Below are 23,959 nucleotides of genomic sequence, written 5' to 3'. Positions count from 1 at the left end.
AAAGTTTAAAGAAATAACAAACACTCATTATAGCGATACTGAAATTGAATGGCTTTTATATGTGGCTTTTAGGTATTTTGAAGATAATAAAAAAGTAAATATAAAAGAGTTTTATAAATTCTTTTTTAAAAATATGTTAGATGATTATCAAATTGAACTTTTTAGATTAATTATGCCTTATATAAAAAATGTAAGGGTAAATTATAGTTTTTATAGTTTGCATAATGAGTTGTATGAATTAGTAGAACAATTAGAAAAGTGTGTAACTATTTATAATCTAAAAGAGGCAATTGCATATAGAAGAGATTTTTTATTTTACTTTAATGAAAGAGATTTTGATAAGCTTGAATTTAAGGATTATTATTTAAAAGTAGATGAGTTTGAAGTAAGAAAAATAAATGGAATATATCGTCATATTAGAAGATTTGATTTTTATGAAGAATTTAATTATTGTTTTTTAAAGGGATATTTGAATTTATTGTCAATATTAGGATTTGTAGAAATTGAAAAAAGAAAAAGTAATTTAGTTGTAGAGATTTTTTATGATAATATTTATGCAGTAAAACTTTCTAATATTGGCTTGTGGTATAGTGGATATACAAATCATTTAAAACTACCATCAATTAAAAAATCCACAATAAAAGCATTTAATAAAATTTTAGCTATTATGTTTGATGCAAATGATTTAGTATTAAAAACAAAAATTGAAAAATATTTTACTAAAAAAGGAAATTTTTACTTTTTAGATGATGAAAAAATATTAAAAAACATAATTTCTAAAAAAGAGCTTAAAGAAAAAATAAAAGAAATTGAAAAATTGAAACTTCCTAAAAATTTTAAAAATCATTTAAATAGTCTTTTAAAAAAATTTAAAGAAATTAAAAAAGTAGATTTTACGGTTTTAGAGGTAGATGAAGAAAGTTTAAAAGCATTAAAAGAGATTAAAGATTTGTTTTTAATTGCAGAAGATAATAAAATTATAGTAAAAGATATTAAAAAATTTAAAAAAGAAGCTGAAAAGCTTGGAATCTTTATTGAGGAGTGAGTATGGCAGCTATTTATATTGAACATTATACATAGTATTATACATATGAAGATTACAAAAAATGGGAAGGGGATTGGGAGTTAATAGAAGGAATTCCTTATGCATGGTCCCTGAACCTGTTAAAAAAACATCAATATTTGGCAAGTAATATTATTTTTGAACTTAAAAAAACTTTAAATTGTGAGAATTGTGAAGTATTAGTCGAAGTTGATTATAAAGTAAGTGAAAATACCGTTTTAAGACCGGATGTAGTTTTAACTTGTGATGATGAGGGGGTTGAATATTTGATAAAAGCACCTGAAATAGTTTTTGAGGTAATTTCACCATCTACTGCAAGAAGAAATGAAATATATAAATTTAAAATTTATGAAAAAGAAGGAGTTAAATTTTTAATATTGGTATACCCTGATGGATTATTTGCAAAAATTTATAAAAATATTGATGGTGAATTTAAAAAAATAGGAGATTTTAGCAGGGGAGTATTTGATTTTGAAATGTGTGGAGTTATGGTTGATTTTAATAGTGTGTTTAAAAAACTGAAAAAGTAATAAAGGAAAAGTATGTTAAAGGAAAATAAATTAACATTTTTTTTAATAGTTTTAGCATATGCTTTTAGTTATTTAATGCATTTATACTGGATAAGTTGGGCAAGTAAGTATCCAGAGTTTTTATGGCATGGTCAACTTATGATAAACAATGTTGATGGATATTTTTATGGTAGTGGAGCCCAGAAAATTCTTGATGGACTTCATATAGATAATCCAAGACTTGTGGATGTTTTTAGGTTTGGGACAGCTGTAATTACTGCATATTTAGCTAAGTTTTTACATATAAGTATTGATACATTGATGCTATATCTTCCAGCTATAATATCTTCGATTGTTGTTATCCCAATAATACTTATAGGAAGACTTTATAATAATTTAACTTGGGGATTTTTAGCGGCACTTATAGGAAGTATTGGATGGAGTTACTATAATAGAACACTTGCAGGGTATTATGATACTGATATGTTTAGTGCAAGTCTTCCTATGTTTATTTTGTATTTTATTTTAGCTTCTATAAAGAATAGATCGTTATTTTATGTGCTTTTAGCTTCATTTACTGCAATTATATATCCTTGGGCTTATGATCAGGGTCTCTCAATTGTTTACGCAATTGGAATAATGTCATTTTTATATTTAATTGTTTTTCATTATAAAGATGAATTTACTTATAGATTTATTGCTATTTTTTCACTTGCTCTTATGAATATTTATTGGGAGGTTAGGGTAATAGGAGTTGTTGGACTTTATTATCTATTTAGAAAAAAAGAATTTGAAACTAAACATTTGCAATTATTAAGTGGAATTTTATTTTTAGGATTTTTTATAACAGGGAATGTTTTTGGAATTATTTTGGCTAAGGTTTTATCATACTCTACTTTTACTCAAAAAGCAGAAGGCCTGCAGTTTTTAAATGTAAACAAAACTGTAAGAGAAGCAGGTCAAATTCCTTGGTTTGTTGTATTTGATAGAATTATTGGAAGTACATTAGGAATTATAATTGCGCTAATAGGGTATGTTTTACTTGTCAAAAGATATAAAGAATTTATAATAGCTCTGCCTCTTTGGGGAATAGGTTTTTTTGCATTTATTGGTGGGCTTAGATTTACTGTATATGCTGTAGCTATTGCTGCTATTAGTGGAGTGTATTTTTTCTTTTGGGTAAAAGAAAAATGGAAAATGGAAAATGGAAAATGGAAAATGTTAATTCCTATTGGAGGAAGTTTATTTTTAATTGCACCAAACATTACACATATCGTAGGGTGTTGTGAAAAAAATGAATTTTTAGCTTCTATTGAAAAGATATATCCATTAAGAAGTTATCCTTATTTAGTGCCTACTACATTTAAAAAATCAGAAGTTGCGGTGTTGGATGAACTAAGAAAAAAATCAAATCCAAAAGATTATGTAATTACTTGGTGGGATTATGGATATCCTATTTGGTATTATGCAAATGTAAATACTCTAATTGATGGTGGTAAACATAATCAAGATAACTTTTTGGTCTCAAAAATTTTAACTACATCAAATCCTTATTTAGCAGCAAGTCTTTCAAAACTTTCAATCAAAACTTATGTAGATACAAATAAAACAGTAGCACCTCAAATTTTTGTTAAAAATAATAAACCTATTAATGTAGAAGAATTTTTAATGAAAGTTGGAAGTGAAAATTACAAAGCTCCAAAACTTGATAGAAATATTTATTTAATGCTTCCATATAGAATGTTTAATATTTTTCCAACTGTTGCTATGTTTAGTAATAGAAACTTGAATACTGGCGAAGTATATGTAGATCATTTCTTTTATAAAAACAGAATAAAAAAGCAAGGTAACTATTTATTTATAGGAAATATTTCAATAGACTTAAGAAGTGCTGAGATGGTTCTTAGTAATAGAATTCCTATTAAAGAGATTGATTTAGTAGGATATGATAAGTCTGGAAAATTGCTTGTTAGAAAGCAAAAAATAAGAAATAGAGGCCTTAATTTGATTATTCTTCAAAGTTACGGCGAAGCATTGCTTTTAGATGATTATTATTATAATTCAAGTTTCGTTCAAATGTTTGTGTTTGAAAATTATAATAAAGACCTTTTTGAACCGGTTATTTTAAATCCTATAATGAAAATATATAAGATAAAGTAAAAATTTAAAATGACTAAAAAAGACAAACTAATTAAAAGATTTTTTGATTTTACTTTAGCATTAGTAGGGCTTATAATTACCTGGCCAATAATTTTGATTGCCTGGCTTATTGCAAGTATTGAGACGAAATCGAATGGATTTTTTTTACAAAAAAGAGTAGGTGAAAATGGAAAACAATTTAGCATTATAAAAATAAAAACGATGTATCCTAATAATGGCAGTACTGTTACAACTGCTAATGATAATAGAATAACAAAAAGCGGCAAAATTTTTAGAAAATATAAAATTGATGAGTTACCTCAGTTTATAAATGTCTTAAAAGGTGATATGTCTTTTGTAGGTCCTAGGCCTGATGTACCGGGATATGCAGATAAGTTACAAGGGGAAGACAGAATAATTTTATCAGTTAAGCCTGGAATTACAGGACCTGCTAGTTTAAAATACAAAAATGAAGAAGAGATTTTAGCAGGTGTTTCTGATCCAATTAAGTATAATAATGAAGTTATTTGGCCAGATAAAGTAAGAATTAATAAAGAATATATTAAAAATTGGTCTTTAAAAAAGGATATTGAGTATATTATTAAGACTATAAGGAGTTAAAATGCCACTTGCATATGTAGAATATTATACCTATAAAGATTATAAAAATTGGGAAGGTAAATGGGAATTAATAGAAGGTTTTCCTATTGCAATGGCACCAAGTCCAGTCATTATCCATCAAGCTGTTGCTTTTAATATAGCATTTGAAATTAAAAAAAATTTAGAATGTGAAGAGTGTTTAGTTGTTTTAGAAGAAGATTATATTATAAGTGAAGATACTGTTTTAAAACCAGATGTTTCTTTAATTTGTAATGAAACTAATAAATTCATAACAAAAGCCCCAGAAGTAATAGTAGAGGTTGTAAGCTCTTCAACTGCAAAAAGAGATGAAACTATAAAATTTGAAATTTACAAAAATGAAGGAGTAAAGTATTATATGTTAGTTTATCCAGATTTTTTAAAAGCTAAGGTTTATAGATTAAAGGATAATCTATATCAAAAAATAGGAGATTTTACTAATGAAATATTAGAAATTAAAGATATTAAATGTCCTACAAAAATAGATTTTAACGAAGTATTTAAAAGATTTAGAAAATGATTTATCTCTCACCTCCTCATATGAGAGGAAAAGAAATTGAGTATGTAAAAAAAGCGTTTGAATCTAATTTTATAGCACCGGTAGGAGAATTTATAGATATATTTGAAGAAGTAGTTAGGAATTATACAAAAGCAAAAGCAGCAGTGGCTCTTTGTAATGCTACAAGTGGACTTCATTTAGCTCTTAGGGTTTTAGGAATAAAAGATTCACAAGTGGCTGTTTCTACTTTTACTTTTATTGGTTCGGTTAATCCTATTTTGTATGAAAGAAACGAGCCTATTTTTATAGATGTAGATGAGTATTGGCATATGGACGTAGAATTACTAGAAAAAGCAATAAAAGAAAATAATATAAAAGCTGTAGTTTTACCTCATATATATGGGCAAGTTGCTGATATTGAGCCTATTTTAGAAATTTGTAAGAAAAACGGGATTTATTTAATTGAAGATGCGGCGGAAAGTCTTGGGGCGTATTATATAAGTAGCCAAATTCCAAGTTCTAGGTTTCAAGTGGAAAATGTTGAAATTGAAAAGAGTAGCCAAGTTCCAGGTTCTAAGTTCCGAGTGAGGTATTCTGGGACAATAGGGGATATAGGAGTTTATAGTTTTAACGGAAATAAGCTTTTAACTACAAGCAGTGGAGGAGTTTTAGTTAGTAACAATGAAGAATATATAAAAAAAGTAAAACATCTCTCAACTCAAGCAAAGGAGAGTGAGTTTATAGAATATGTGCATAAAGAAGTTGGATTTAATTATAGAATGAGCAATATCCTTGCTGCTATTGGTGTTGGTCAGATGGAAGTTATTGAAGAGAGAATTGCTAAAAAAAGAGAAATTTTTGAGTGGTATCAAGAATTTTTAGATGAAGAGTTTATGCCTGAACTCCCTCACACAAGAGGTACAAGGTGGCTCACAACTGTCGTTTTTAAAAATAAAAATCCTTTTGAAGTAATGAAGAGATTAAGAGAAAAAAGAATAGAAAGTAGGCCTCTTTGGAATCCAATGCACTTGCAACCTTTATTTAATGGAGCAAAAGCATATCTAAACGGAAGAAGTGAAAATTTATTTAAAAAAGGACTTTGTCTTCCAAGTGGCACAACTCTTAACAAAAATCAAGTAAAGGAGATTTGTGAAATTATCAAATCTGTTTAGACCTACTAATATAAAAAGAGCTTTGTTTTTTATTGTAGGAGATGTTTTAATTTCAATAATAACTTTATTTTTGGCTTATTTACTTAGATTTAATTTTGCAATTCCTTCAGACTATTTAGGAAAATTTTTTGAGGTTGCATTAGTTTTAATACTATCAAAAGTTTCTTTTTATTATTTTTTCAAATTATATTTTGTCAGTTGGAGGTTTTTTTCTCTTAAAGAATTGAAATCACTTATTTTTGCGACCAGTTTAGCTTATATTTTGGGTGGGGGAGTGCTTTTACTTTTTAGAGATTTTTTTGTTCCTTTCCCTCGTAGTGTAATTATAATTGATTATTTTCTCTCACTTCTTTTTATAGGATTTTTTAGAATCTCAAAAAGATTACTTTATGAAAAACTCTCAACTGATAAAACCGAAGCTTTAATTATTGGAGCTAATGAAAAAACAATTTCGCTTCTTAAGCAAAATATTCCTTATTCTATACTAGAAATATATGATAATGAAAAAAACTTAGTTGGAACTTATTTATATGGGTATAAGGTTGAAGATATTTCAAGTATTGATGGGAAAATAAAAACGGCAATAATAACAAAAGATTTATCTCAAAATGACCTTGATAAACTTGTTGAGTTTTTACAGGAAAAAGGAATTGAAGATATTAAAATTTATAATCCTTTTGAAGAGAGGTTAAAAGATATTTCAATTGAAGATTTGCTTGCAAGAAAAGCAAAAGATTTAGACCAAAATGCTATTAGAAATTTTGTTAAGAGTAAAAAAATTTTAATAACAGGAGCAGGTGGTAGTATAGGAAGTGAAATATGCAGACTTTGCGAGAGATATTTAGCAAAAGAGCTTGTTTTAGTTGATAGCAGTGAATATAATCTTTATGCAATAAATGAAGAGTTAAAAATAAAAAGAAACCCTTATTTAGTTGATGTAAGTAAATTTGAAGAGATTAAGAGAGTGTTTGAAAAAGAACTACCTGATATTGTAATTCATGCGGCAGCATATAAGCATGTGCCTTTGTGTGAAGAAGATCCAAGAAGTGCTGTTTTAAATAATATAATTGGGACAAAAAATGTAATTGACTTGGCAATTGAATGTAAAGTCAAAAATTTTATTCTAATTTCTACCGATAAGGCAGTTAGACCTACAAATATTATGGGTGCTACTAAAAGAGTATGTGAGTTGTATGCTCAAAACGTAATTTCTTCTAAAAATGTTGATGCTGAGAATACAAAAATTTCTGCTGTTAGATTTGGAAATGTGCTTGGTAGTAGTGGAAGTGTTATACCAAAATTCAAAAAACTTATAAAAGAAAATAAGCCACTGCCTGTAACTCATCTGGAAATTACAAGATATTTTATGCTAATTCCTGAAGCGTGTCAGTTGGTGCTGCAGGCTGGAAGTATGGCTGAGAATGGTGAAATTTTTATTTTGGATATGGGTGAGCCTGTTAAAATTGTTGATTTAGCTAAAAAAATGTTAAAGTTATCAGGAAGAGATGAAAACAATATCGAGTTTATCGGACTTAGACCTGGAGAGAAACTTTATGAAGAATTATTAATTAATGAAGCAGAAAAGAAAACTAAATATGAATCAATCTTTATAGCAAAACCAACTATTATTGATATTGAAGAATTAAATAAAGATATTGAAGAATTAGTTAAATTAACAGACAAAAAAGAAATTGTTAAAAAATTAAAAGAAATAGTTGTTGAATTTAATCATAAAGGTTAAAAGCTTATTTAGTTAGTGCTGGTTGACATATCAATTCTCCTGTGATAAAATAGTTTAAAAAATAGGAGAATTTATGAAAAAGATTGCTTTAATTATTTTTATTGTATTATTGGTTGTTAGTGGAGTTGGTCTTTATAAATATATTGAGTTTAATAAAAACTTTGTTTCAAGCAATGCCGTATTTGTAAAATCAGATTCACTCACTTTCCTTTCATTCAAACTACCAGGTAAAATAGAGAAAGTTTATGTAAATGAGGGTGATGAGGTAAAAAAAGGAGAGCTTCTTGCTAAGCTTGATACCAAAAGTCTTGAAATTCAAAGAAATGAATTAAAAGCTAATATTAATGCTTTAAGCAAAAAAATTGAAGCTACTATTTTGCAAAAAGAAAAGCTAACTTTTGATATAAATGAAAATATAAATTTAATAAAAACCCAAATTAAAAAAAGTGAAAAACTTATAGAGGCAAAATCATATGCAATTAATGCTAAAAAGTATCAGCTTAAAAAATTAGAAAATGATTATAAAAGATTTAGTAAATTATTCAAAGAGAAAAAAATTTCTCGTGAAAAATATGAAAAAATTAAAACAGCTTTTTTTGCCTTAAACGATGAAATAAAAGCAGATGAAAAAACGCTTGAGAGTATGTTAGAAGATAAAAATGCTTTATTTATTAAACTTAAATTAGCGAAAAATTCTAAAAAAGAAATAAATAGACTTTCATTCCTTATTAGTTCAATGAAATCTCAGGAAAAATCTCTAAAAGAAAAATTAGCTTTAATTGAAGAGAATTTAAAAGATTCATATATTTATGCTCCTTTTAGTGGAAGTATTGCTAAAAAGTTTGCAAAAACGCACGAGGTTGTAAATGCAGGTCAGAAAATTTTGAGTATTGTAAATTTAAAAGATTTGTATGTTTTAAACTTGCTTGAAGAGACCAAAATGAAAGGTATTAAGCTTGGTTGCAAAGTAAAAATTCATATAGATGCATTAGATAAAGATTTTGATGGGGTGGTTGATAAAATTCTTCCAGTAAGTGTTGCTACTTTTGCACTAGTTCCAAGAGATATTAGCAGTGGTGAATTTACAAAACTTGCTCAAAGATTTTATGTAAGAATCAAATTTAAAGAAGTTCCAAAAGGAGTAAAAGTTGGAATGAGCGGAGAAGTGCAAATTGCTAAGTGCAATTTGCACTAATGGAAAATGGAAAGTGGAAAATGGAAAATGTAATAGTAGATAAAAGTTATCAGTTTGCATTGAGAATTGTAAAAGTTTATAAGTATTTATCTGCGAAAAAAGATTTTGTTTTATCAAAGCAGTTATTAAAAAGTGGGACATCTATTGGTGCAAATGTAGCTGAAGCACAAGAAGCTATATCAAAAAAGGAGTTTAAAAATAAAATGTCAATTGTTCTAAAAGAAGCAGTAGAGAGTAGATATTGGATTAAATTGTTAAAAGATAGTGAATATTTAACTCAAAAACAAGCAAAAAGTTTATTAGATGATTTAGAAGAAATTATAAAAATTCTATCAAAGATTGTAAAAAATGCAAATTAAATCATTTTCTATTTTCCATTTTACATTATCCATTCTATTAGTAATAGTTGGTGCCTTTATGGCCGTTTTAGATACTACGGTAGTTGATATTATTGTCCCAAGACTCAAAGGGCCTTTATCGACTGATATATATGGCGTTCAATGGGTAATTACTGCGTATATGACGGCAGCAGCAGTTGGTTTGCTTGTTACAGAATGGCTTATTAAGAGATTTGGAAATAAGTGGGTATATATTGCGAGTGTTGCTATTTTTACACTTTCTTCTTTTATGTGTGGAATTTCAAATTCGTTATTTTCTATTGTTATTGCTAGAAGTTTTCAAGGGTTTGCAGAAGCGTTAATTATGGTAACTGCTCATATGATGATATTTAGTTTTTTCCCTGAAGACAAAAAGGGAATTGCTATGGGTATTTTTGCTCTTGGAGTTGCATTTGCTCCAGCTGTTGGACCAACACTTGGGGGGTATTTGACTGAATGGTTTAGTTGGAGGGCAGTGTTTTTTGTAAATGTACCTATTGGTATTGTTTTGGTTATTTTTGGTAGTTTGTTATTGCCGGATAATTCAAAAAGGCAAGAGTATAAACTTAATTTTGTTTCTTTGTTTTTTTTAACTGTTGCTACGGTTTCGCTGCTAATATTATTATCAAAAGGTCAGCAATATGGATGGTTTAATAGTAATTTTATTGTTTATTTAGGATTTTTGGCTTGGGTTAGTTTTTTGTTTTTTGTAATTAGTGAATATTTTAGTAAGAATTCTTTATTTGATTACACACTTTTTAAAAACCCTTATTACACTATAGGAATTTTGGTCTATTTTATACTACTTGGATTTTCTATGTATCAGTATTTTTATTTGATTCCTATGTATTATGAGCATCTGAAGGGCTTAAGTTCAATTCAAGCAGGTTTAGGGGTGCTAGGTTTTGGTATTTGGATTGGTATATTTAGTATTATTGCAGGTATGCTTAGTGATAAATTTTCTCCAGTTCCAGTTCTTATTGTAGCTGCTATAATTTATTTATGGAGTGGATTTGTTTTATTTCCAAGTATTAATTATTATACTCCTTTTTATGAAGCCGTTCTTAAAACAATGCCTTTTGGTATTGCAATGGGACTTTTTTTCGCACCTATTACAGTATTAGTTATGAATAATAGTAATGGAAAAACCGAACAAGGTATTATGACAATGGACTATGTGCGATTTATTGGTGGAAGTTTTGGGACTGCAATAGCTACGAATAATATGATGTTTTATAAAACACAAGAGTTTGAGGGGATGACTAACTTACAAAATTATAGAATGACAGAAGATATTTTAGTCTATTTAGAACATATTTTTGGAAAAGCTAGTGAAGTTATTTTTAGAAATTTAGAAGAGTTTATGGCATTTAACTATGGATTTAAGTATGTGTGGCTTGATGCAGCATTATGGGGAGCTATTGGAAGTGTTTTTATTTTTTCGTTGTTGTTTATTAAAAGCAAAAAATAATACGATTTAGAATATAAAAGTTGCCAAGTTCCAAGTGGAGAGTGGAGAATTGAAAAAATTACCAAAAACTAATAACTAATAACGGAGGATTTAGGATGAAGAATGTAGGATTAAGAAATAAAGTAAGTATGTTTTTGCAATTTTTCTGTTTGTTGATGTTGCCAATTTTTTTGAGTGCTGAGAGTTTTGATGAAATAGTAAAAAAAATATCAAATTCATATCTTTATAAGCTATCTAAAAATGAGGTTGAGCTTTCAAAAAAATCACTTGAAGTTGCAAAATCTTTAAACTATGGTAAAGTAGACTTAAGCTATATGGCTATTCATACATTTGAGAGACCTACTATGAAATTGACAACTACTACACCAGTAGAAGTGGCACCAGATGGTACGCATCTTATCTATCAAACATTTAATACTGACCTTCCTATGAGTGATAAGAACCATTATATTGGTGAGATAAAATATTCATATCCTTTATTTAGTGGATTTGCTATTGTAAACTCAATAGAAAAAGCAAAAATAAATCTAATAAAAACAAAGCTTAAATTGAAAAATACAAAAAGAGTGCTTATTTTAAATACTGCAAAATTGTATGCAGGAATTTATGCACTAAACCAAGAAATAAAAGCACTTAATTTTGCAAAGAGTGCTTTAAATTCAGCAAGAGAAAAGGTAAGGGCGTTTTTTAATGAAGGACTTGTTGATAAATCTCAAGTATACGAAATTGATGCAAAATACTATGAAATTTTGGCAAAAATAAAACAAAGTATCTCAAAAAGAAATAATTTAATAAACACTCTCTCATCTCTTTTAAATCAAAAGGTAGTTAGTATAGGTTTACTTCCTAGTATTAAACTCAAAAAAAACTTAAACCCAAAAAATAGACCAGATGTCAAAGAAATTGCTAAAAATCTTGATATTGCAGAAATTAGTAAAAAACTCGCAAAGTCTTCTTTTTATCCTAAAATAGGATTTGAATTAGGATTAAAAAGAGAAGCAGATAATTTTATTTTAAATAAAAACGATTATCAAAATATTGATAAGTCTTATGCTGGAGTTGGGATTAATTGGAATTTATTTAATGGAGGAGCTGACAGGGCTAAACTTGAAATGGCAAAAATATCAAAACTTAATGCATTAATTTATTACAAAAATTATCTAAATCAAGCAAAAGTAGAGTTGCAAAACGACATTAATACTTTAGTTTCTCTAAAATATCAGTTTAAAGCGGCAATTAAAGAAGTTGAAGCAAGACTTGAGTTTTATGAAAAAATAAAATCAAAATTTAATGAAGGATTAGTTGATAGTGTTGATTTGAGTGAAGCTATTGCAAAGTTAGCTGAATCTAAAGCCAAAAAAGACTATATTGATTCACAGATTTTCTTTTATACCCTAAAAGCAAATCTTGATGGAGGAGATGAGGTTATTAGAGGTTATTAGGGGTAGTAGGGGTAATAAAGGTAGTAGAGGTTATGCCAATTAAAAATGGAAAAACTTGTCCGATTAAGTTTCTAATCATATTAGAATTAGTATTAATAAAAGTTATACCTCTAATACTTCTACTAACACCTACAACCTCTATAACCTTTTATACAACCAATATACCAATAACCAATATACAAATATACTAAACAAAAGGAAACAAATGAAAGATATTCAAAAAGAGTTTTTAGATAATAGGGATTTAACAAAAGATATGTGGAGGATGTTTCGGGTTTTGAGTGATTTTACAGATGCTTTTGAAGAACTTGATGATATTCCACCTGCAATTTCTATTTTTGGAAGTTCTAGGGAGAAGCCAGGAAGCTTTTATTACGAAAAAGCTTATGAAATTTCAAAAGCTCTGAGCTTTAAAGGATTTGCCATTATTACAGGAGGTGGCCCTGGGATTATGGAAGCTGCAAATAAGGGTGCTAAAATTAGCATAGGGCTTAATATAGATTTGCCTTACGAGCAACACATTAATCCTTATGTAAAAACTTCTATTAAGTTTAGATATTTTTTTACAAGAAAAGTAACTTTTCTTAAATATAGTGTAGGTGTTGTAATGATGCCAGGAGGATTTGGAACTTTAGATGAGCTTAGTGAAGTATTGGTTTTAATACAAACAAAAAAAATGACTAAAATACCAGTAGTCTTTTTTGGAAAAGAGTTTTATGAACCACTTTTGAAGTTTTTTGACAAAATGCTTGAACATAAATATATTGATGAAAAAGATAAAAGATTATTTATCGTTACAGATGATGTAAATGAGGCAGTTGAATATATGCATAAGAATCTGCTTTACCCAAAAATTAAGCTTTTTTAATTACTTTATATCTTTTGATTTTCCTTTTTAGAAGGAAAAAATTCCTTATTTTTCTCTTGCAAAAAACTTAAAAATCACTTATAATTTCAACTCCAAAAGCGTGGAAATCCACGAGATCTTTAAAAAGGAAAGAGTATGGAAAAAATCAGAATCAAATTACAAGCATATGACCACAGAGTGCTTGATAAAGCGGTTTTAATTATTACAGATGCAATTAAAAGAACTGGTGCAGAAGTAAAGGGACCTATTCCTCTACCTACTAAAATCAGAAGATATACAGTATTAAGATCACCTCACATCAATAAAGATTCAAGAGAGCAGTTTGAAATTAGAATTCACAGACGTCTTATTGATGTTGTTAACGCATCGCCTGATACTGTTGACCAACTAATGAAATTAGAGTTGGCACCAGAGGTGGATGTAGAAGTTAGGGCATTAAGTTAAGGAGAATTGAATGGAATTTATAGTTGAAAAAATCGGAATGAGTAGGACAGTAGGAGAAAAAAGTATCCCTGTTACACTACTAAAAATAGTACCAGCAAAAGTGTGTGAAATTAAAGGAGAAAAAGCTCTAGTAGCTTATCCTCAAGGTAAAAAATTCAATAAGCCTATTGAAGGTATGCAAAAAAAATATGGGCTTGACAAAGAATATAATAGATTTGTTGAACTTAAAGTTGCAAATACTGAGCCAGGAGATTTAAGTGTAGAACCTCTAAAAGAAGCTAAAAAAGTAAAAATTACATTTAAATCAAAAGGAAGAGGTTTTACTGGTGTTGTAAAAAGATATGGATTTGGTGGTGGACCTGGAAGCCACGGTAGTAGATTTCATAGAGCACCTGGTTCAATTGGTAACTGTGAATTTCCAGGACGTGTAATGCCTGGTAAAAAAATGCCAGGACACTATGGAAATAAAAATGTAACAGTTAATGCTGAAGTAGTTGAATTTGATCCAGATATGGGTGTTTTAGTAATTAAAGGAAGTGTACCTGGAGCAAATGGAAGCTTAGGGAAAGTAAGGATTGTGAAATGAGCGTAGAATTTAAAAAAATTAATCAATTACCGGAAGATTTTCAAGGAATTAATCCACATAACCTTTATCTTTATGTAAAAGCTTATCTTGCAAACCAAAGAGCAGGTACAGCTCACACAAAAACAAGAGGTGAAGTAAGCGGTGGTGGTAAAAAGCCATTTAGACAAAAAGGTTTAGGTAGAGCTAGACAAGGTAGTATTAGAGCACCTCATTTTGTAGGTGGTGGTGTAGCTCATGGACCAAGAAATGATAGAGATTGGTCACAAAAACTAAATAAAAAACAAAAAAGAGTTGCATTAAAATATGCACTAAATGAAAAAGCTAATGAAGAAAAAATTTATGTTGTACCAAATATCAAAATTGAATCTGGTAAAACAAAAGATGCTGTAAAATGGCTAAATAATTTTAATGAAAGAGACTACTTAATTGTAGTTGATGAAATGGATGAAAAAACATTTTTAGCATTTAGAAACATTCCAAATGTATATATTATTACACCGGAAGAAATAAACGCATATTATGCAAGCGTATTTAAATCAATTATATTTGATGAAGCTGCATTTGATAAAGTTATAAAGGGCTAAGCTATGGCAGATATTACAGATATTAAATCAATCGTTTATACAGAAAAAGCTCTAAACTTACAAGAGCAAGGCGTTTTAGTAGTTCAAACAACGCCAAAAGTTACTAAAAATCAATTAAAACAAATTTTTAAAGAGTATTTCGGTGTTACACCTATCAAAATCAATTCACTTAGACAAAAAGGTAAAGTGAAAAGATTTAGAGGTATTGAAGGTAAAAGACCAGATTACAAAAAATTTTATGTTAAATTACCTGAAGATGCAAAACTTGAAAGCCTAAGTGTATAAGGATAGAAGATGGCAGTAAAAACATATAAACCGTATACACCGTCAAGAAGATTTATGACAACGCTTGATAATAGCGATATTACTTCAAAACCGACGGTTAGGAGATTATTAATTAAACTTCCGGCAAAAGCTGGAAGAAACAACATGGGAAGAATTACTTCTCGCCATAGAGAAGCTGGACATAAAAAGCTTTACAGAATTATTGATTTTAAAAGAAATAAATTCGGTGTACCTGGTAAAGTTATGACAATTGAATATGATCCTTACAGAAACTGTAGAATTTGTCTAATTTCTTATGCAGATGGAGACAAAAGATATATTATTCAACCAGAAGGTCTAAAAGTTGGTGATACTGTTATGGCAGCAGAAGGTGGACTTGATATTTTACCAGGTAACGCTATGAAACTTAAAAATATCCCAGTGGGGACTGTAGTACATAATGTTGAAATGAAACCTGGAAAAGGTGGACAAATTGCAAGAGCAGCAGGAAATAGCTGCCAAATTATGGGTAGAGAAGGAAAATATGTAATTTTAAGACTTCCTAGTGGTGAAATGAGAAAAATTCTTGGTGAATGTATGGCAACTATCGGTACTGTTGGTAATGCTGATTACCAAAATATTACTATTGGTAAAGCTGGTAGAAGTAGATGGCTAGGAATTAGACCTCAAACAAGAGGTATTGCTATGAACCCAGTTGACCATCCACACGGTGGTGGTGAAGGTAGAAGTAAAGGTAATCATCCAGTTACACCTTGGGGTATGCCTACTAAAGGTTATAAAACTAGAAAGAAAAAACCATCTGATAAATATATAATTTCAAGAAGAAAGAAATAAGGATAGCTCATGGCTAGAAGTTTAAAAAAAGGTCCTTTTGTAGATGACCATTTAATGAAAAAAGTTCTTAAAGCAAAAGAAGAAAAAAACCCAAAACCAATCAAAACTTGGTCAAGAAGAAGTACAATTGTTCCTGAAATGATAGGTCTTACTATAAACGTACATAATGGAAGAGATTTTATTCCAGTATATATTACTGAAAGACATGTTGGTTTCAAACTTGGTGAATTTGCACCTACCAGAACTTTTAGAGGCCATAAAGGTTCTGTTCAAAAGAAAATAGGTAAGTAAGGATAGGTGATGAGTAAAGCAGTATTAAGATTTGTAAGACTATCCCCAACAAAAGCAAGACTTGTTGCAAGAGAAATTCAAGGAATGAATGCAGAAGTTGCACTTGCAAAATTAGAGTTTATGCCAAATAAAGCAGCAAGAGTAATTGCAAAAGTAATTGCAAGTGCAGTTGCAAATGGCGGTTTTGATGCAAATGAGGTTGTAGTTAAATCTTGTAGAGTTGATAGAGGTCCTTATCTAAAAAGATTTAGACCAAGAGCAAGAGGTATGGCAAGTAGAATCCAAAAACCTACAGCTCATATTTACGTAGAAGTTGAAAAGGAAAGCTAATGGGTCAAAAAACGAATCCAATCGGACTAAGACTTGGGATTAATAGAAACTGGAGAAGTAGATGGTTTATTAACTATAATACTATGCCTGAGAATGTATTAAATGACTATGAACTTAGAAAATTCTTAAAGAAAAAACTTTATTATGCAGGTATAAGCGATATAATTATTGAAAGAACTGCAAAGAAAGTTAGAATTACTATTTTCGCTGCTAAACCTGGTATTATTATTGGAAAAGGTGGTAGCGAAGTTGAAGCTCTAAAAAAAGAACTTCAAAAATTAGTTGGAGACAAAGAGCTTATTCTAAATATTAAAGAAGAGAGAAAACCACAACTAAGTGCACAACTTGCTGCTGAAAATGTTGCTACTCAAATTGAAAGAAGGGTAGCATTTAGAAGAGCTATGAAAAAAGTTATTCAAAATGCATTAAAAGCCGGAGCTAAAGGAATTAAAGTTCAAGTATCAGGAAGACTTAACGGTGCCGAAATGGCAAGAACTGAGTGGTATCTTGAAGGAAGAGTTCCACTTCATACTTTAAGAGCAAAAATAGATTATGGATTTGCAGAAGCTTTAACAACTTATGGAATTATTGGTGTTAAAGTTTGGATATTCAAAGGTGAAGTATTACAAAAAAAAGAAGCACAATCTTCAACTGAGGCAAAGCCTCAAAGAAGAAGAAAAGGACGCAGAAATGTTAATGCCAAAAAGAACTAAGTATAGAAAGCAACAAAAAGGTAGAAATAGAGGTAAGGCTTATAGAGGTAATAGCCTTGCATTTGGTACTTATGGATTAAAAGCTATTGAGCTTGGTAGAATTAATTCTCGTCAAATTGAGGCAGGAAGGGTAGCTCTATCTAGAACTATGAAAAGAACAGGTAAAATTTGGATTAGAGTATTCCCTGACAAACCTTTAACTGCAAAACCTGTTGGTGTGAGAATGGGTAAAGGTAAAGGTAGCGTTGAAGAGTGGGTAATGAATATTAAGCCTGGTAGAATTGTTTTTGAAATTACTGGTGTCGATAATGACACAGCTATTAGAGCTTTAACGCTTGCAGCTGCAAAATTACCTTTTAAAACAAAAATTGTAACTATGGAGAGTGAAAATGAGCTATACTAAATTAAATGTAGCAGAATTAGTTCAAAAATCAGAAGCTGAACTTCAAGAGCTTCTAAAAAACAAAAAAATGGAACTATTTGAAACTAGAATGAAACTTAAAACTATGCAGCTACAAGATACATCTTTAGTTTCTAAAATTAGAAAAGACATCGCAAGAATTAAAACTGCGATGAGACAAAAAAGGGGTAACTAATGCCTAAAAGAGTTATTCAAGGAAAAGTTATAAAAAAAACGGGTGATAAAACTATTAACGTTTTAGTTGAAAGAAAAGTTTTACACCCAAAATATCACAAAATTGTTAAAAAATTTAAAAAATATCTTGTTCATGATGAAAAAAATGAAGCACAAGTTGGTGATATTGTAATAGCAATTGAGCATAGACCAATTTCTAAAAGAAAAACATTCGTTCTTAAAGAAATTGTTGAAAGAGGAGAATAAGAATGATTCAACCATTTACAAGACTAAAAGTCGCTGATAATAGCGGTGCAAAAGAAATAATGTGTATTAAAGTTTTGGGAGGGTCAAAAAGAAGATATGCAAGAGTAGGTGACATTATTGTTGCCTCTGTTAAAAAAGCCCTTCCAAACGGAAAAATTAAAAAAGGTCAAGTTGTAAAAGCTGTTGTTGTTAGAACTAAAAAAGAAATTCATAGAGAAAACGGTTCTTTAATTAGATTCGATGATAACGCAGCAGTTATTATTGATGCTAAAAAAGAACCAATTGGTACAAGAATTTTTGGTCCAATTGCTAGAGAAGTTAGATATGAAGGTTTCCAAAAAATTACATCACTTGCTCCGGAGGTGCTATAATGGCTGCTAGAAAAAATCAACCTCCTAAATTTAAGATTAAAAAAGGCGATACTGTAAAAGTTATCGCTGGAGATGATAGAGGTAAAATTGGTGAAGTTTTAAAAGTTATTCCTAAAGAAGCTAAAGTTATAGTTAAAGGTGTGAATGTTGTTAAAAAGGCTGTTAAGCCAACTGAACAAAACCCAAAAGGTGGGTTTGAATATATTGAAAAACCAATTCACATCTCTAATGTAAAAAAAGTAGAAGGCTGATGCGATGTTTGAGGTAAAAGAGAAATATTTAAAAGAAGTTAGACCAAAACTTGTAGAAGAGTTTGATATTAAAAACCCTATGCTTATTCCAAATATTGAAAAAATTGTAGTAAGTGCGGGTGTAGGTGAAGGTGCAAGAGATAAAAAATTCCTTCAAAGCGTAGCTGATACTTTAACAATTATTACAGGACAAAAAGCTGTAATTACACCTGCAAGAAAATCTGTTGCAGGTTTTAAGGTTAGAGAAGGTATGCCTGTTGGTGTAAAAGTTACACTAAGAGGCGATATGATGTGGAATTTCTTACAAAAACTAATTTCTGTTGCTCTTCCAAGAGTTAGAGACTTTAAAGGTGTAAATAAAAATGGTTTTGATGGAAGAGGAAACTTTAACTTTGGACTTAACGAACAATTAGTATTTACAGAAGTTGATTATGACGATATTATTAAAGTTCATGGTATGAATATTAATATTTCAACTACAACTGAAGACGATAAAATGGCTCTTAGAATGCTAGAACTTATCGGATTCCCATTTACAAAAGGAAAGTAAAATGGCAAAAAAAAGTATGATTGCTAAAGCTAAAAGAAAACCAAAATTTAAAGTTAGAGCATATACTAGATGCTCTATTTGTGGTAGAGTTCACTCTGTGTACAGAGATTTTGGAATTTGTAGAATATGCCTTAGAAAAATGGCAAACGAGGGATTACTCCCTGGTGTTAAAAAAGCAAGTTGGTAAAAGGATGCCACTATGATGAATGATATTATTGCAGACGGATTAACAAGAATTAGAAACGCTAGTATGAGAGGTTTAGAAGTTACAAAACTAAACCATTCAAAACTTATGGAAGATGTATTAAAAGTTTTCGAAAACAAAGGTTATATCGAAAGCTATAAAGTTATTGAAGATGGAAACAAAAAATTCATTAATGTTACTTTAAAATATGATGAAAATGGAAATTCTATTATTAATGAAGTTAAAAGAATTTCTAAACCTGGTAGAAGGGTTTATAAAGGATATCAAGATATTAAAAATTACAAAAATGGATTTGGTACTTTAGTTGTTTCTACAAATAAAGGTGTATTACCTAATGATGAAGCTTATCGCCTTAAAGTTGGTGGCGAAGTAATTTGTAGTATTTGGTAAAATTTTTTAAGGAGCTTTAATGAGTAGAATCGGAAAACAACCCGTAAAGTTAGCTTCTGGCCTTGAAGCTAAACTTGAAGGGAATAAATTAATTATTAAAAAAGGCCAAGATACAAAAGAAATTGATACAAAAGGTGTTGTTAAAGTAAACATTGAAGGTGATACTTTAACATTTGAACCAGCTGTAAATACTAAGTTTGCAAAAGCAATGTGGGGTACAGTTAGAGCATTAGCAAATAATGCAGTAATTGGACTAACTCAAGGTTTTGAGAAAAAACTTGAAATTAATGGGGTTGGTTATAGAGCAGCTGTAAAAGGTAATGTATTAGAGTTACAACTTGGATATTCACACCCAATTAATTATGAAATCCCTCAAGGCATCACTATTACTGTTGAAAAAAATATTATTACTGTAAAAGGTTCTGATAAGCAACAAGTAGGACAAGTAGCAGCTGAAATTAGAAGCTTTAGAAAACCTGAGCCTTATAAAGGTAAAGGTGTTAAATATGTTGATGAGCATATTATTAGAAAAGCTGGTAAAACAGCTAAAAAATAAGGGTGAGAGATGAGAAGAAGTAAAGAATTAGCTAAGAGAGATTTAAGAAGACTTAAAAGAAAAAGAAGAGTAAGAGGGAGAATCAGCGGTACTGCTGAAATGCCAAGGGTAACAATTTACAAATCAAATAGATATATTATTGCTCAAGCTATTGATGACACAAAAGCTCATACATTAGCTCATTTAAATACAGCTCATCTTGAAGAAAAACTTCCTTCAAATATTGAAGGAGCTAAAAAAGCTGGAGCAATTTTTGCTCAAAAACTAAAAGAAGCTGGTATTGAAAAAGTTGCTTTTGATAGAAACGGATATAAATATCATGGTGTAGTTGCAGCATTTGCAGATACTCTAAGAGAAAATGGTATAAAACTTTAAAGGAAAAGGCAAATGGCTAAAAAACAACAAGTAATAAGAGATTATAACAGAGAAGAATTTGAAGAAGTAGTTGTTAATATCGGAAGAATTACTAAGGTTGTAAAAGGTGGTAGAAGATTTAGATTTAACGCCTTAGTAGTTGTTGGTAACAAAAAAGGAATAATTGGAGTTGGAACTGGTAAAGCTAAAGAAGTTCCAGATGCAATTAAAAAAGCAATTGACGATGCATTTAAAAACCTTGTTAAAATTGAAGGTATTCATGGGAATACTATTAACCATGATGTTCAAGCAAAATTTAATGCATCAAAAATTTTATTAAAACCAGCAAGTGAGGGTACTGGACTTATCGCTGGTGGTGCAGTTAGACCAGTACTAGAGCTTGTTGGTATTAAAGATATTCTTTCAAAATCACTTGGTTCAAATGAACCTCATAACCTTGTTAGAGCAACAATTAAAGCTCTGCAAATGATTAAAAGTAAAAAGGCTTAATCATGGCATTACACAATTTAAAACCGGCATGTGGTTCAACTCATAAAACAAAAAGAGTAGGACGTGGTCCTGCTAGTGGTTATGGAAAAACTGCTACTCGTGGACAAAAAGGTCAAAAGAGTAGAACTGGATTTTCTAAAAAAAGAGGCTTTGAAGGTGGTCAAACTCCACTTCAAAGAAGATTACCAAAAGTAGGTTTTAAAAGTAAAAGAGAAAAACCTCAAGCAATAAATGTTGATAAATTTAGTGCAATTTTAGAGCTAGATGAAATTACTGTTGAGAATTTAAGTAAAATTGTAAAAATTAAGTCAAGAAACATTAAATTAATTGGTTCAAAAGCTAAAGAATTAAAAGACAAAATAAAAGACGCTAACATAACAACTTCTGGAAAGTAAGGGTATGAATCCAATAGCTAAAAAAATCTTAATTACCCTTGGTTTCCTTCTTATTTATAGAGTACTTGCGTATGTACCGGTACCTGGGGTAAATATAGATGTGATTAAAGAATTTTTTGCTGGCCATCAAAATGATGCGCTAGGTTTACTTAATATGTTTAGTGGTAATGCGGTTGAGAGAATGAGTATTATTGCTCTAGGAGTTATGCCTTATATTACCGCCTCCATTATTATGGAACTACTTGCTGCAACTTTTCCTAAACTAGGTGAGCTTAAAAAAGACTCTCAAGGTTTTCAAAAGTATATGAAAATTATTAAATATGCTACAGTTGCTATTGCATTTATTCAAGCAATTGGTATTGCAATGGGTCTGACTTCAATGACTGGAAGGATGGGTGAGAGTGCTGTAATGATTGATACTACTACTTTTGTAATATTAGCAGCATTCTCAATGTTAGGTGGTACAATGCTTCTTGTGTGGATAGGAGAGCAGATAAGTGAAAGAGGCATTGGTAATGGTATTAGTTTAATAATTTTTGCTGGTATAGTTAGTGCAATTCCGTCTGCAATTGTAGGAATCTTAAATTTAGTAGATGTTGGAGAACTTAGTGTAATAGGACTATTAGTAGTTTTAGCAATTGTTATTGCAACAGTTACATTCATTATTTATGTAGAGCTAGCTGAGAGACGTATTCCTGTGTCTTATCAAAAAAAGGTATTAATGCAAAATAGATTTAAAAGAATAATGAACTATATTCCTATAAAATTAAATCTTAGTGGAGTAATTCCTCCAATTTTTGCAAGTGCTATTCTAATGTTTCCATTAACAGTGCTTAGTGGAACTAGCAATCCTATATTAGTACAAATTAGAGATGTTTTAAATCCAAATGGATACTTGTTTCATATTATAGAATTTTTCTTAGTTATTTTCTTTGCATATTTTTATGCTTCAATTGTATTTAATGCAAAAGAAATTTCTGAAAATCTTAAAAAACAAGGTGGATTCATTCCTGGAATTAGACCAGGAGAAGCTACTGCAAAATTTTTAAATGAAGTTGCAAGTAGACTTACTTTTTGGGGCTCATTATATTTAGGGCTAATTACTGTTTTACCATGGTTACTTGTGAAATTAATAGGAATTAACTTTTATTTTGGTGGGACTGCCGTTTTAATAGTAGTACAAGTTGCAATTGATACTATGAGAAGAATACAAGCTCAACTTACTATGCAAAAATATGATACTTTATCAGTTACAGGGCTTTAAGCCCTTTATCTTTATGAGGAGAATTTTTATATGGCTATAGCTATCAGAAAACCAAAAGAGATTGAAGAGATTAAAAAATCTGCACAACTTGTTGCTAAGACATTAAAGCTATTAAGAGTTAACACCAAACCAGGCATTACTCCACTTGAACTTGATAAAATGGCTGAAGATTTTATAAGAAGTAATGGTGGTAGACCTGCTTTTAAAGGTTTATATGATTTTCCAAATAGTGTTTGTATTAGTCGTAATGGAGTAGTGATTCATGGAATTCCAGATAATGAACCTTTAAAAGAAGGTGATGTTGTAGGTTTTGATGTAGGGGTGGAAATTAATGGTTGGTATGGTGATGCAGCTATTACGGTAGGTGTAGGTGAGATTAAAGAAGATTATAAGAAAATGATAGAAGTTGCTAAAAATGCTATTTATTATGCAGTAGAAAATATTAAACCTGGAATGAGATATAAACAAATTAGTAAACTTCTAGAGGAATATATAACATCTCATGGATATGTACCACTAAAAGGTTATAGTGGTCATGGTATAGGTAGAAAACCTCACGAAGAGCCTCAGATATTAAACTATGTTGAAGGTAAAGCTAATCAGGGAGAAAAAGTTAAAAATGGTCATGTTTTCTGTTTAGAACCTATGCTTTGTCATAAATGCGGAGAACCAATTTTAGCTGAAAATGGTTGGGATGTTTATTGTGAAGATATGGAAGTAGGTGTTCATTATGAGCATCAAATTGCAATTATTGATAATAAAGTACAAATTTTAACGGAGGAAGAATAATGGCAAAAGACGTTTTAGAAATTGACGGAACTGTTACAGAAGCATTGCCAAATGCAATGTTTAAAGTAAAACTTGATGGACTTGATAAAGAAGTATTGTGCCACATTAGTGGTAAAATAAGAATGAACTATATTAAAATAGTACCTGGAGACAAAGTAAAAGTAGAAATTAATCCATATAGTTTAGATAAAGGAAGAATTACATATAGATATAAATAATAATCTTTCTTTTTTATTTTACTTAAAATATATACTTTACTTCACTTTACTTCAAAATAATTTTCTAAAGACTTCTATTCAAG

General features: G+C 29.7%; 34 protein-coding genes and 1 pseudogene. All 35 read left to right on the top strand.

Annotated features, from left to right (window positions below; genetic code table 11):
• The first annotated feature begins 61 nt into the window (after positions 1-61).
• The 35 genes and pseudogenes from ACYQ1U_RS06040 to infA all read left to right on the top strand — a co-directional run bounded on the left by ACYQ1U_RS06040 (position 62) and on the right by infA (position 23,876).
• On the top strand, positions 62-1,045 hold the full coding sequence (locus ACYQ1U_RS06040; RefSeq protein ID WP_459885390.1) for a hypothetical protein: 984 nt from the start codon (positions 62-64) through the stop codon (positions 1,043-1,045).
• A 59-nt stretch (positions 1,046-1,104) separates the two neighbouring features.
• Positions 1,105-1,593 (top strand): annotated as a pseudogene (locus tag ACYQ1U_RS06035) (Uma2 family endonuclease); the annotation flags it as partial.
• Between the two features lie 12 nt (positions 1,594-1,605).
• Complete coding sequence (locus tag ACYQ1U_RS06030; RefSeq protein WP_459885387.1) at positions 1,606-3,732, top strand: STT3 domain-containing protein; 2,127 nt, start codon at positions 1,606-1,608, stop codon at positions 3,730-3,732.
• A gap of 9 nt (positions 3,733-3,741) precedes the next feature.
• On the top strand, positions 3,742-4,332 hold the full coding sequence (locus ACYQ1U_RS06025; protein WP_459885384.1) for a sugar transferase: 591 nt from the start codon (positions 3,742-3,744) through the stop codon (positions 4,330-4,332).
• Between the two features lies 1 nt (position 4,333).
• Positions 4,334-4,870 carry a Uma2 family endonuclease gene (locus ACYQ1U_RS06020; RefSeq protein ID WP_459885381.1) on the top strand — a complete coding sequence of 179 codons (537 nt, stop codon included), beginning with the start codon at positions 4,334-4,336 and terminating at the stop codon, positions 4,868-4,870.
• On the top strand, positions 4,867-6,021 hold the full coding sequence (locus ACYQ1U_RS06015) for a DegT/DnrJ/EryC1/StrS family aminotransferase (protein ID WP_459885378.1): 1,155 nt from the start codon (positions 4,867-4,869) through the stop codon (positions 6,019-6,021). The genes ACYQ1U_RS06020 and ACYQ1U_RS06015 overlap by 4 nt, the downstream gene beginning before the upstream one ends.
• Entirely contained in the window at positions 5,999-7,762 is a 1,764-nt protein-coding gene (locus tag ACYQ1U_RS06010; RefSeq protein WP_459885375.1) for a nucleoside-diphosphate sugar epimerase/dehydratase, read from the top strand. The genes ACYQ1U_RS06015 and ACYQ1U_RS06010 overlap by 23 nt, the downstream gene beginning before the upstream one ends.
• A gap of 73 nt (positions 7,763-7,835) precedes the next feature.
• Positions 7,836-8,957, top strand: a complete 1,122-nt coding sequence (locus ACYQ1U_RS06005) for an HlyD family secretion protein (protein WP_459885372.1) — start codon at positions 7,836-7,838, stop codon at positions 8,955-8,957.
• 20 nt (positions 8,958-8,977) lie between these two features.
• On the top strand, positions 8,978-9,316 hold the full coding sequence (locus tag ACYQ1U_RS06000; RefSeq protein ID WP_459885369.1) for a four helix bundle protein: 339 nt from the start codon (positions 8,978-8,980) through the stop codon (positions 9,314-9,316).
• Positions 9,306-10,805, top strand: a complete 1,500-nt coding sequence (locus ACYQ1U_RS05995) for a DHA2 family efflux MFS transporter permease subunit (protein WP_459885366.1) — start codon at positions 9,306-9,308, stop codon at positions 10,803-10,805. The genes ACYQ1U_RS06000 and ACYQ1U_RS05995 overlap by 11 nt, the downstream gene beginning before the upstream one ends.
• Before the next feature lie 95 nt (positions 10,806-10,900).
• Positions 10,901-12,247 (top strand): TolC family protein, encoded by a 1,347-nt coding sequence (locus tag ACYQ1U_RS05990; RefSeq protein ID WP_459885363.1) that lies wholly within the window; start codon positions 10,901-10,903, stop codon positions 12,245-12,247.
• 205 nt (positions 12,248-12,452) lie between these two features.
• Complete coding sequence (locus ACYQ1U_RS05985; RefSeq protein ID WP_459885360.1) at positions 12,453-13,115, top strand: LOG family protein; 663 nt, start codon at positions 12,453-12,455, stop codon at positions 13,113-13,115.
• Between the two features lie 135 nt (positions 13,116-13,250).
• Positions 13,251-13,559 carry a 30S ribosomal protein S10 gene (gene rpsJ, locus ACYQ1U_RS05980; protein WP_459885357.1) on the top strand — a complete coding sequence of 103 codons (309 nt, stop codon included), beginning with the start codon at positions 13,251-13,253 and terminating at the stop codon, positions 13,557-13,559.
• A 10-nt stretch (positions 13,560-13,569) separates the two neighbouring features.
• Positions 13,570-14,145 (top strand): 50S ribosomal protein L3, encoded by a 576-nt coding sequence (gene rplC / locus ACYQ1U_RS05975; protein ID WP_459885354.1) that lies wholly within the window; start codon positions 13,570-13,572, stop codon positions 14,143-14,145.
• Positions 14,142-14,729, top strand: coding sequence for a 50S ribosomal protein L4 (gene rplD / locus ACYQ1U_RS05970; protein ID WP_459885351.1), 588 nt, complete (start codon positions 14,142-14,144; stop codon positions 14,727-14,729). Before rplC ends, rplD begins: the two co-directional genes overlap by 4 nt.
• 3 nt (positions 14,730-14,732) lie before the next feature.
• On the top strand, positions 14,733-15,014 hold the full coding sequence (locus ACYQ1U_RS05965) for a 50S ribosomal protein L23 (RefSeq protein ID WP_459885348.1): 282 nt from the start codon (positions 14,733-14,735) through the stop codon (positions 15,012-15,014).
• 9 nt (positions 15,015-15,023) lie between these two features.
• Positions 15,024-15,848, top strand: coding sequence for a 50S ribosomal protein L2 (rplB, locus tag ACYQ1U_RS05960; protein ID WP_459885345.1), 825 nt, complete (start codon positions 15,024-15,026; stop codon positions 15,846-15,848).
• Between the two features lie 9 nt (positions 15,849-15,857).
• Positions 15,858-16,139 carry a 30S ribosomal protein S19 gene (gene rpsS, locus ACYQ1U_RS05955; RefSeq protein WP_459885342.1) on the top strand — a complete coding sequence of 94 codons (282 nt, stop codon included), beginning with the start codon at positions 15,858-15,860 and terminating at the stop codon, positions 16,137-16,139.
• Positions 16,140-16,148: 9 nt separating this feature from the next.
• Entirely contained in the window at positions 16,149-16,469 is a 321-nt protein-coding gene (gene rplV, locus ACYQ1U_RS05950; protein ID WP_459885339.1) for a 50S ribosomal protein L22, read from the top strand.
• Complete coding sequence (gene rpsC, locus ACYQ1U_RS05945; RefSeq protein WP_459885336.1) at positions 16,469-17,182, top strand: 30S ribosomal protein S3; 714 nt, start codon at positions 16,469-16,471, stop codon at positions 17,180-17,182. Before rplV ends, rpsC begins: the two co-directional genes overlap by 1 nt.
• On the top strand, positions 17,160-17,585 hold the full coding sequence (rplP, locus tag ACYQ1U_RS05940; RefSeq protein ID WP_459885333.1) for a 50S ribosomal protein L16: 426 nt from the start codon (positions 17,160-17,162) through the stop codon (positions 17,583-17,585). The genes rpsC and rplP overlap by 23 nt, the downstream gene beginning before the upstream one ends.
• Positions 17,572-17,778 (top strand): 50S ribosomal protein L29, encoded by a 207-nt coding sequence (gene rpmC / locus ACYQ1U_RS05935; protein ID WP_007475800.1) that lies wholly within the window; start codon positions 17,572-17,574, stop codon positions 17,776-17,778. Before rplP ends, rpmC begins: the two co-directional genes overlap by 14 nt.
• Entirely contained in the window at positions 17,778-18,023 is a 246-nt protein-coding gene (rpsQ, locus tag ACYQ1U_RS05930) for a 30S ribosomal protein S17 (protein WP_459885330.1), read from the top strand. The genes rpmC and rpsQ overlap by 1 nt, the downstream gene beginning before the upstream one ends.
• A gap of 2 nt (positions 18,024-18,025) precedes the next feature.
• Positions 18,026-18,394 (top strand): 50S ribosomal protein L14, encoded by a 369-nt coding sequence (gene rplN, locus ACYQ1U_RS05925; RefSeq protein WP_459885327.1) that lies wholly within the window; start codon positions 18,026-18,028, stop codon positions 18,392-18,394.
• Positions 18,394-18,645 (top strand): 50S ribosomal protein L24, encoded by a 252-nt coding sequence (rplX, locus tag ACYQ1U_RS05920; RefSeq protein ID WP_459885324.1) that lies wholly within the window; start codon positions 18,394-18,396, stop codon positions 18,643-18,645. Before rplN ends, rplX begins: the two co-directional genes overlap by 1 nt.
• A gap of 4 nt (positions 18,646-18,649) precedes the next feature.
• Positions 18,650-19,195 carry a 50S ribosomal protein L5 gene (gene rplE / locus ACYQ1U_RS05915; RefSeq protein WP_459885321.1) on the top strand — a complete coding sequence of 182 codons (546 nt, stop codon included), beginning with the start codon at positions 18,650-18,652 and terminating at the stop codon, positions 19,193-19,195.
• Between the two features lies 1 nt (position 19,196).
• Positions 19,197-19,382, top strand: a complete 186-nt coding sequence (locus tag ACYQ1U_RS05910) for a type Z 30S ribosomal protein S14 (protein WP_007475795.1) — start codon at positions 19,197-19,199, stop codon at positions 19,380-19,382.
• A gap of 12 nt (positions 19,383-19,394) precedes the next feature.
• Complete coding sequence (gene rpsH / locus ACYQ1U_RS05905) at positions 19,395-19,790, top strand: 30S ribosomal protein S8 (RefSeq protein ID WP_459885317.1); 396 nt, start codon at positions 19,395-19,397, stop codon at positions 19,788-19,790.
• A 19-nt stretch (positions 19,791-19,809) separates the two neighbouring features.
• On the top strand, positions 19,810-20,346 hold the full coding sequence (gene rplF, locus ACYQ1U_RS05900; RefSeq protein WP_459885314.1) for a 50S ribosomal protein L6: 537 nt from the start codon (positions 19,810-19,812) through the stop codon (positions 20,344-20,346).
• 9 nt (positions 20,347-20,355) lie between these two features.
• Complete coding sequence (rplR, locus tag ACYQ1U_RS05895; RefSeq protein WP_459885311.1) at positions 20,356-20,721, top strand: 50S ribosomal protein L18; 366 nt, start codon at positions 20,356-20,358, stop codon at positions 20,719-20,721.
• A 12-nt stretch (positions 20,722-20,733) separates the two neighbouring features.
• The gene (gene rpsE / locus ACYQ1U_RS05890) at positions 20,734-21,210 is read left to right on the top strand and encodes a 30S ribosomal protein S5 (RefSeq protein WP_459885308.1); all 477 of its coding nucleotides are present in this window, start codon (positions 20,734-20,736) and stop codon (positions 21,208-21,210) included.
• 2 nt (positions 21,211-21,212) lie between these two features.
• Positions 21,213-21,605 (top strand): 50S ribosomal protein L15, encoded by a 393-nt coding sequence (gene rplO / locus ACYQ1U_RS05885; RefSeq protein WP_459885304.1) that lies wholly within the window; start codon positions 21,213-21,215, stop codon positions 21,603-21,605.
• A gap of 4 nt (positions 21,606-21,609) precedes the next feature.
• A complete protein-coding gene (gene secY, locus ACYQ1U_RS05880) occupies positions 21,610-22,869 on the top strand; it encodes a preprotein translocase subunit SecY (protein ID WP_459885301.1) in 1,260 nt (419 codons plus the stop codon).
• Positions 22,870-22,899: 30 nt separating this feature from the next.
• Positions 22,900-23,658, top strand: a complete 759-nt coding sequence (gene map, locus ACYQ1U_RS05875; RefSeq protein WP_459885298.1) for a type I methionyl aminopeptidase — start codon at positions 22,900-22,902, stop codon at positions 23,656-23,658.
• A complete protein-coding gene (gene infA, locus ACYQ1U_RS05870) occupies positions 23,658-23,876 on the top strand; it encodes a translation initiation factor IF-1 (protein WP_456470144.1) in 219 nt (72 codons plus the stop codon). Before map ends, infA begins: the two co-directional genes overlap by 1 nt.
• The last annotated feature ends 83 nt before the right edge of the window (positions 23,877-23,959 follow it).

The sequence above is a fragment of the Caminibacter profundus genome (genome assembly GCF_054657155.1).
Note: the sequence above shows the minus strand (reverse complement) of the source record. Positions and strands in the feature narration are given on the sequence as shown.

Coding starts and splice junctions, on each gene's coding strand:
- ACYQ1U_RS06030 (WP_459885387.1), top strand. CDS start 1,606: ATGTTAAAGGAAAATAAATTAACATTTTTTTTAATAGTTTTAGCATAT.
- ACYQ1U_RS06025 (WP_459885384.1), top strand. CDS start 3,742: ATGACTAAAAAAGACAAACTAATTAAAAGATTTTTTGATTTTACTTTA.
- ACYQ1U_RS06020 (WP_459885381.1), top strand. CDS start 4,334: ATGCCACTTGCATATGTAGAATATTATACCTATAAAGATTATAAAAAT.
- ACYQ1U_RS06015 (WP_459885378.1), top strand. CDS start 4,867: ATGATTTATCTCTCACCTCCTCATATGAGAGGAAAAGAAATTGAGTAT.
- ACYQ1U_RS06005 (WP_459885372.1), top strand. CDS start 7,836: ATGAAAAAGATTGCTTTAATTATTTTTATTGTATTATTGGTTGTTAGT.
- ACYQ1U_RS06000 (WP_459885369.1), top strand. CDS start 8,978: ATGGAAAATGTAATAGTAGATAAAAGTTATCAGTTTGCATTGAGAATT.
- ACYQ1U_RS05995 (WP_459885366.1), top strand. CDS start 9,306: ATGCAAATTAAATCATTTTCTATTTTCCATTTTACATTATCCATTCTA.
- ACYQ1U_RS05990 (WP_459885363.1), top strand. CDS start 10,901: ATGAAGAATGTAGGATTAAGAAATAAAGTAAGTATGTTTTTGCAATTT.
- ACYQ1U_RS05985 (WP_459885360.1), top strand. CDS start 12,453: ATGAAAGATATTCAAAAAGAGTTTTTAGATAATAGGGATTTAACAAAA.
- rpsJ (WP_459885357.1), top strand. CDS start 13,251: ATGGAAAAAATCAGAATCAAATTACAAGCATATGACCACAGAGTGCTT.
- rplC (WP_459885354.1), top strand. CDS start 13,570: ATGGAATTTATAGTTGAAAAAATCGGAATGAGTAGGACAGTAGGAGAA.
- rplD (WP_459885351.1), top strand. CDS start 14,142: ATGAGCGTAGAATTTAAAAAAATTAATCAATTACCGGAAGATTTTCAA.
- ACYQ1U_RS05965 (WP_459885348.1), top strand. CDS start 14,733: ATGGCAGATATTACAGATATTAAATCAATCGTTTATACAGAAAAAGCT.
- rplB (WP_459885345.1), top strand. CDS start 15,024: ATGGCAGTAAAAACATATAAACCGTATACACCGTCAAGAAGATTTATG.
- rpsS (WP_459885342.1), top strand. CDS start 15,858: ATGGCTAGAAGTTTAAAAAAAGGTCCTTTTGTAGATGACCATTTAATG.
- rplV (WP_459885339.1), top strand. CDS start 16,149: ATGAGTAAAGCAGTATTAAGATTTGTAAGACTATCCCCAACAAAAGCA.
- rpsC (WP_459885336.1), top strand. CDS start 16,469: ATGGGTCAAAAAACGAATCCAATCGGACTAAGACTTGGGATTAATAGA.
- rplP (WP_459885333.1), top strand. CDS start 17,160: ATGTTAATGCCAAAAAGAACTAAGTATAGAAAGCAACAAAAAGGTAGA.
- rpmC (WP_007475800.1), top strand. CDS start 17,572: ATGAGCTATACTAAATTAAATGTAGCAGAATTAGTTCAAAAATCAGAA.
- rpsQ (WP_459885330.1), top strand. CDS start 17,778: ATGCCTAAAAGAGTTATTCAAGGAAAAGTTATAAAAAAAACGGGTGAT.
- rplN (WP_459885327.1), top strand. CDS start 18,026: ATGATTCAACCATTTACAAGACTAAAAGTCGCTGATAATAGCGGTGCA.
- rplX (WP_459885324.1), top strand. CDS start 18,394: ATGGCTGCTAGAAAAAATCAACCTCCTAAATTTAAGATTAAAAAAGGC.
- rplE (WP_459885321.1), top strand. CDS start 18,650: ATGTTTGAGGTAAAAGAGAAATATTTAAAAGAAGTTAGACCAAAACTT.
- ACYQ1U_RS05910 (WP_007475795.1), top strand. CDS start 19,197: ATGGCAAAAAAAAGTATGATTGCTAAAGCTAAAAGAAAACCAAAATTT.
- rpsH (WP_459885317.1), top strand. CDS start 19,395: ATGATGAATGATATTATTGCAGACGGATTAACAAGAATTAGAAACGCT.
- rplF (WP_459885314.1), top strand. CDS start 19,810: ATGAGTAGAATCGGAAAACAACCCGTAAAGTTAGCTTCTGGCCTTGAA.
- rplR (WP_459885311.1), top strand. CDS start 20,356: ATGAGAAGAAGTAAAGAATTAGCTAAGAGAGATTTAAGAAGACTTAAA.
- rpsE (WP_459885308.1), top strand. CDS start 20,734: ATGGCTAAAAAACAACAAGTAATAAGAGATTATAACAGAGAAGAATTT.
- rplO (WP_459885304.1), top strand. CDS start 21,213: ATGGCATTACACAATTTAAAACCGGCATGTGGTTCAACTCATAAAACA.
- secY (WP_459885301.1), top strand. CDS start 21,610: ATGAATCCAATAGCTAAAAAAATCTTAATTACCCTTGGTTTCCTTCTT.
- map (WP_459885298.1), top strand. CDS start 22,900: ATGGCTATAGCTATCAGAAAACCAAAAGAGATTGAAGAGATTAAAAAA.
- infA (WP_456470144.1), top strand. CDS start 23,658: ATGGCAAAAGACGTTTTAGAAATTGACGGAACTGTTACAGAAGCATTG.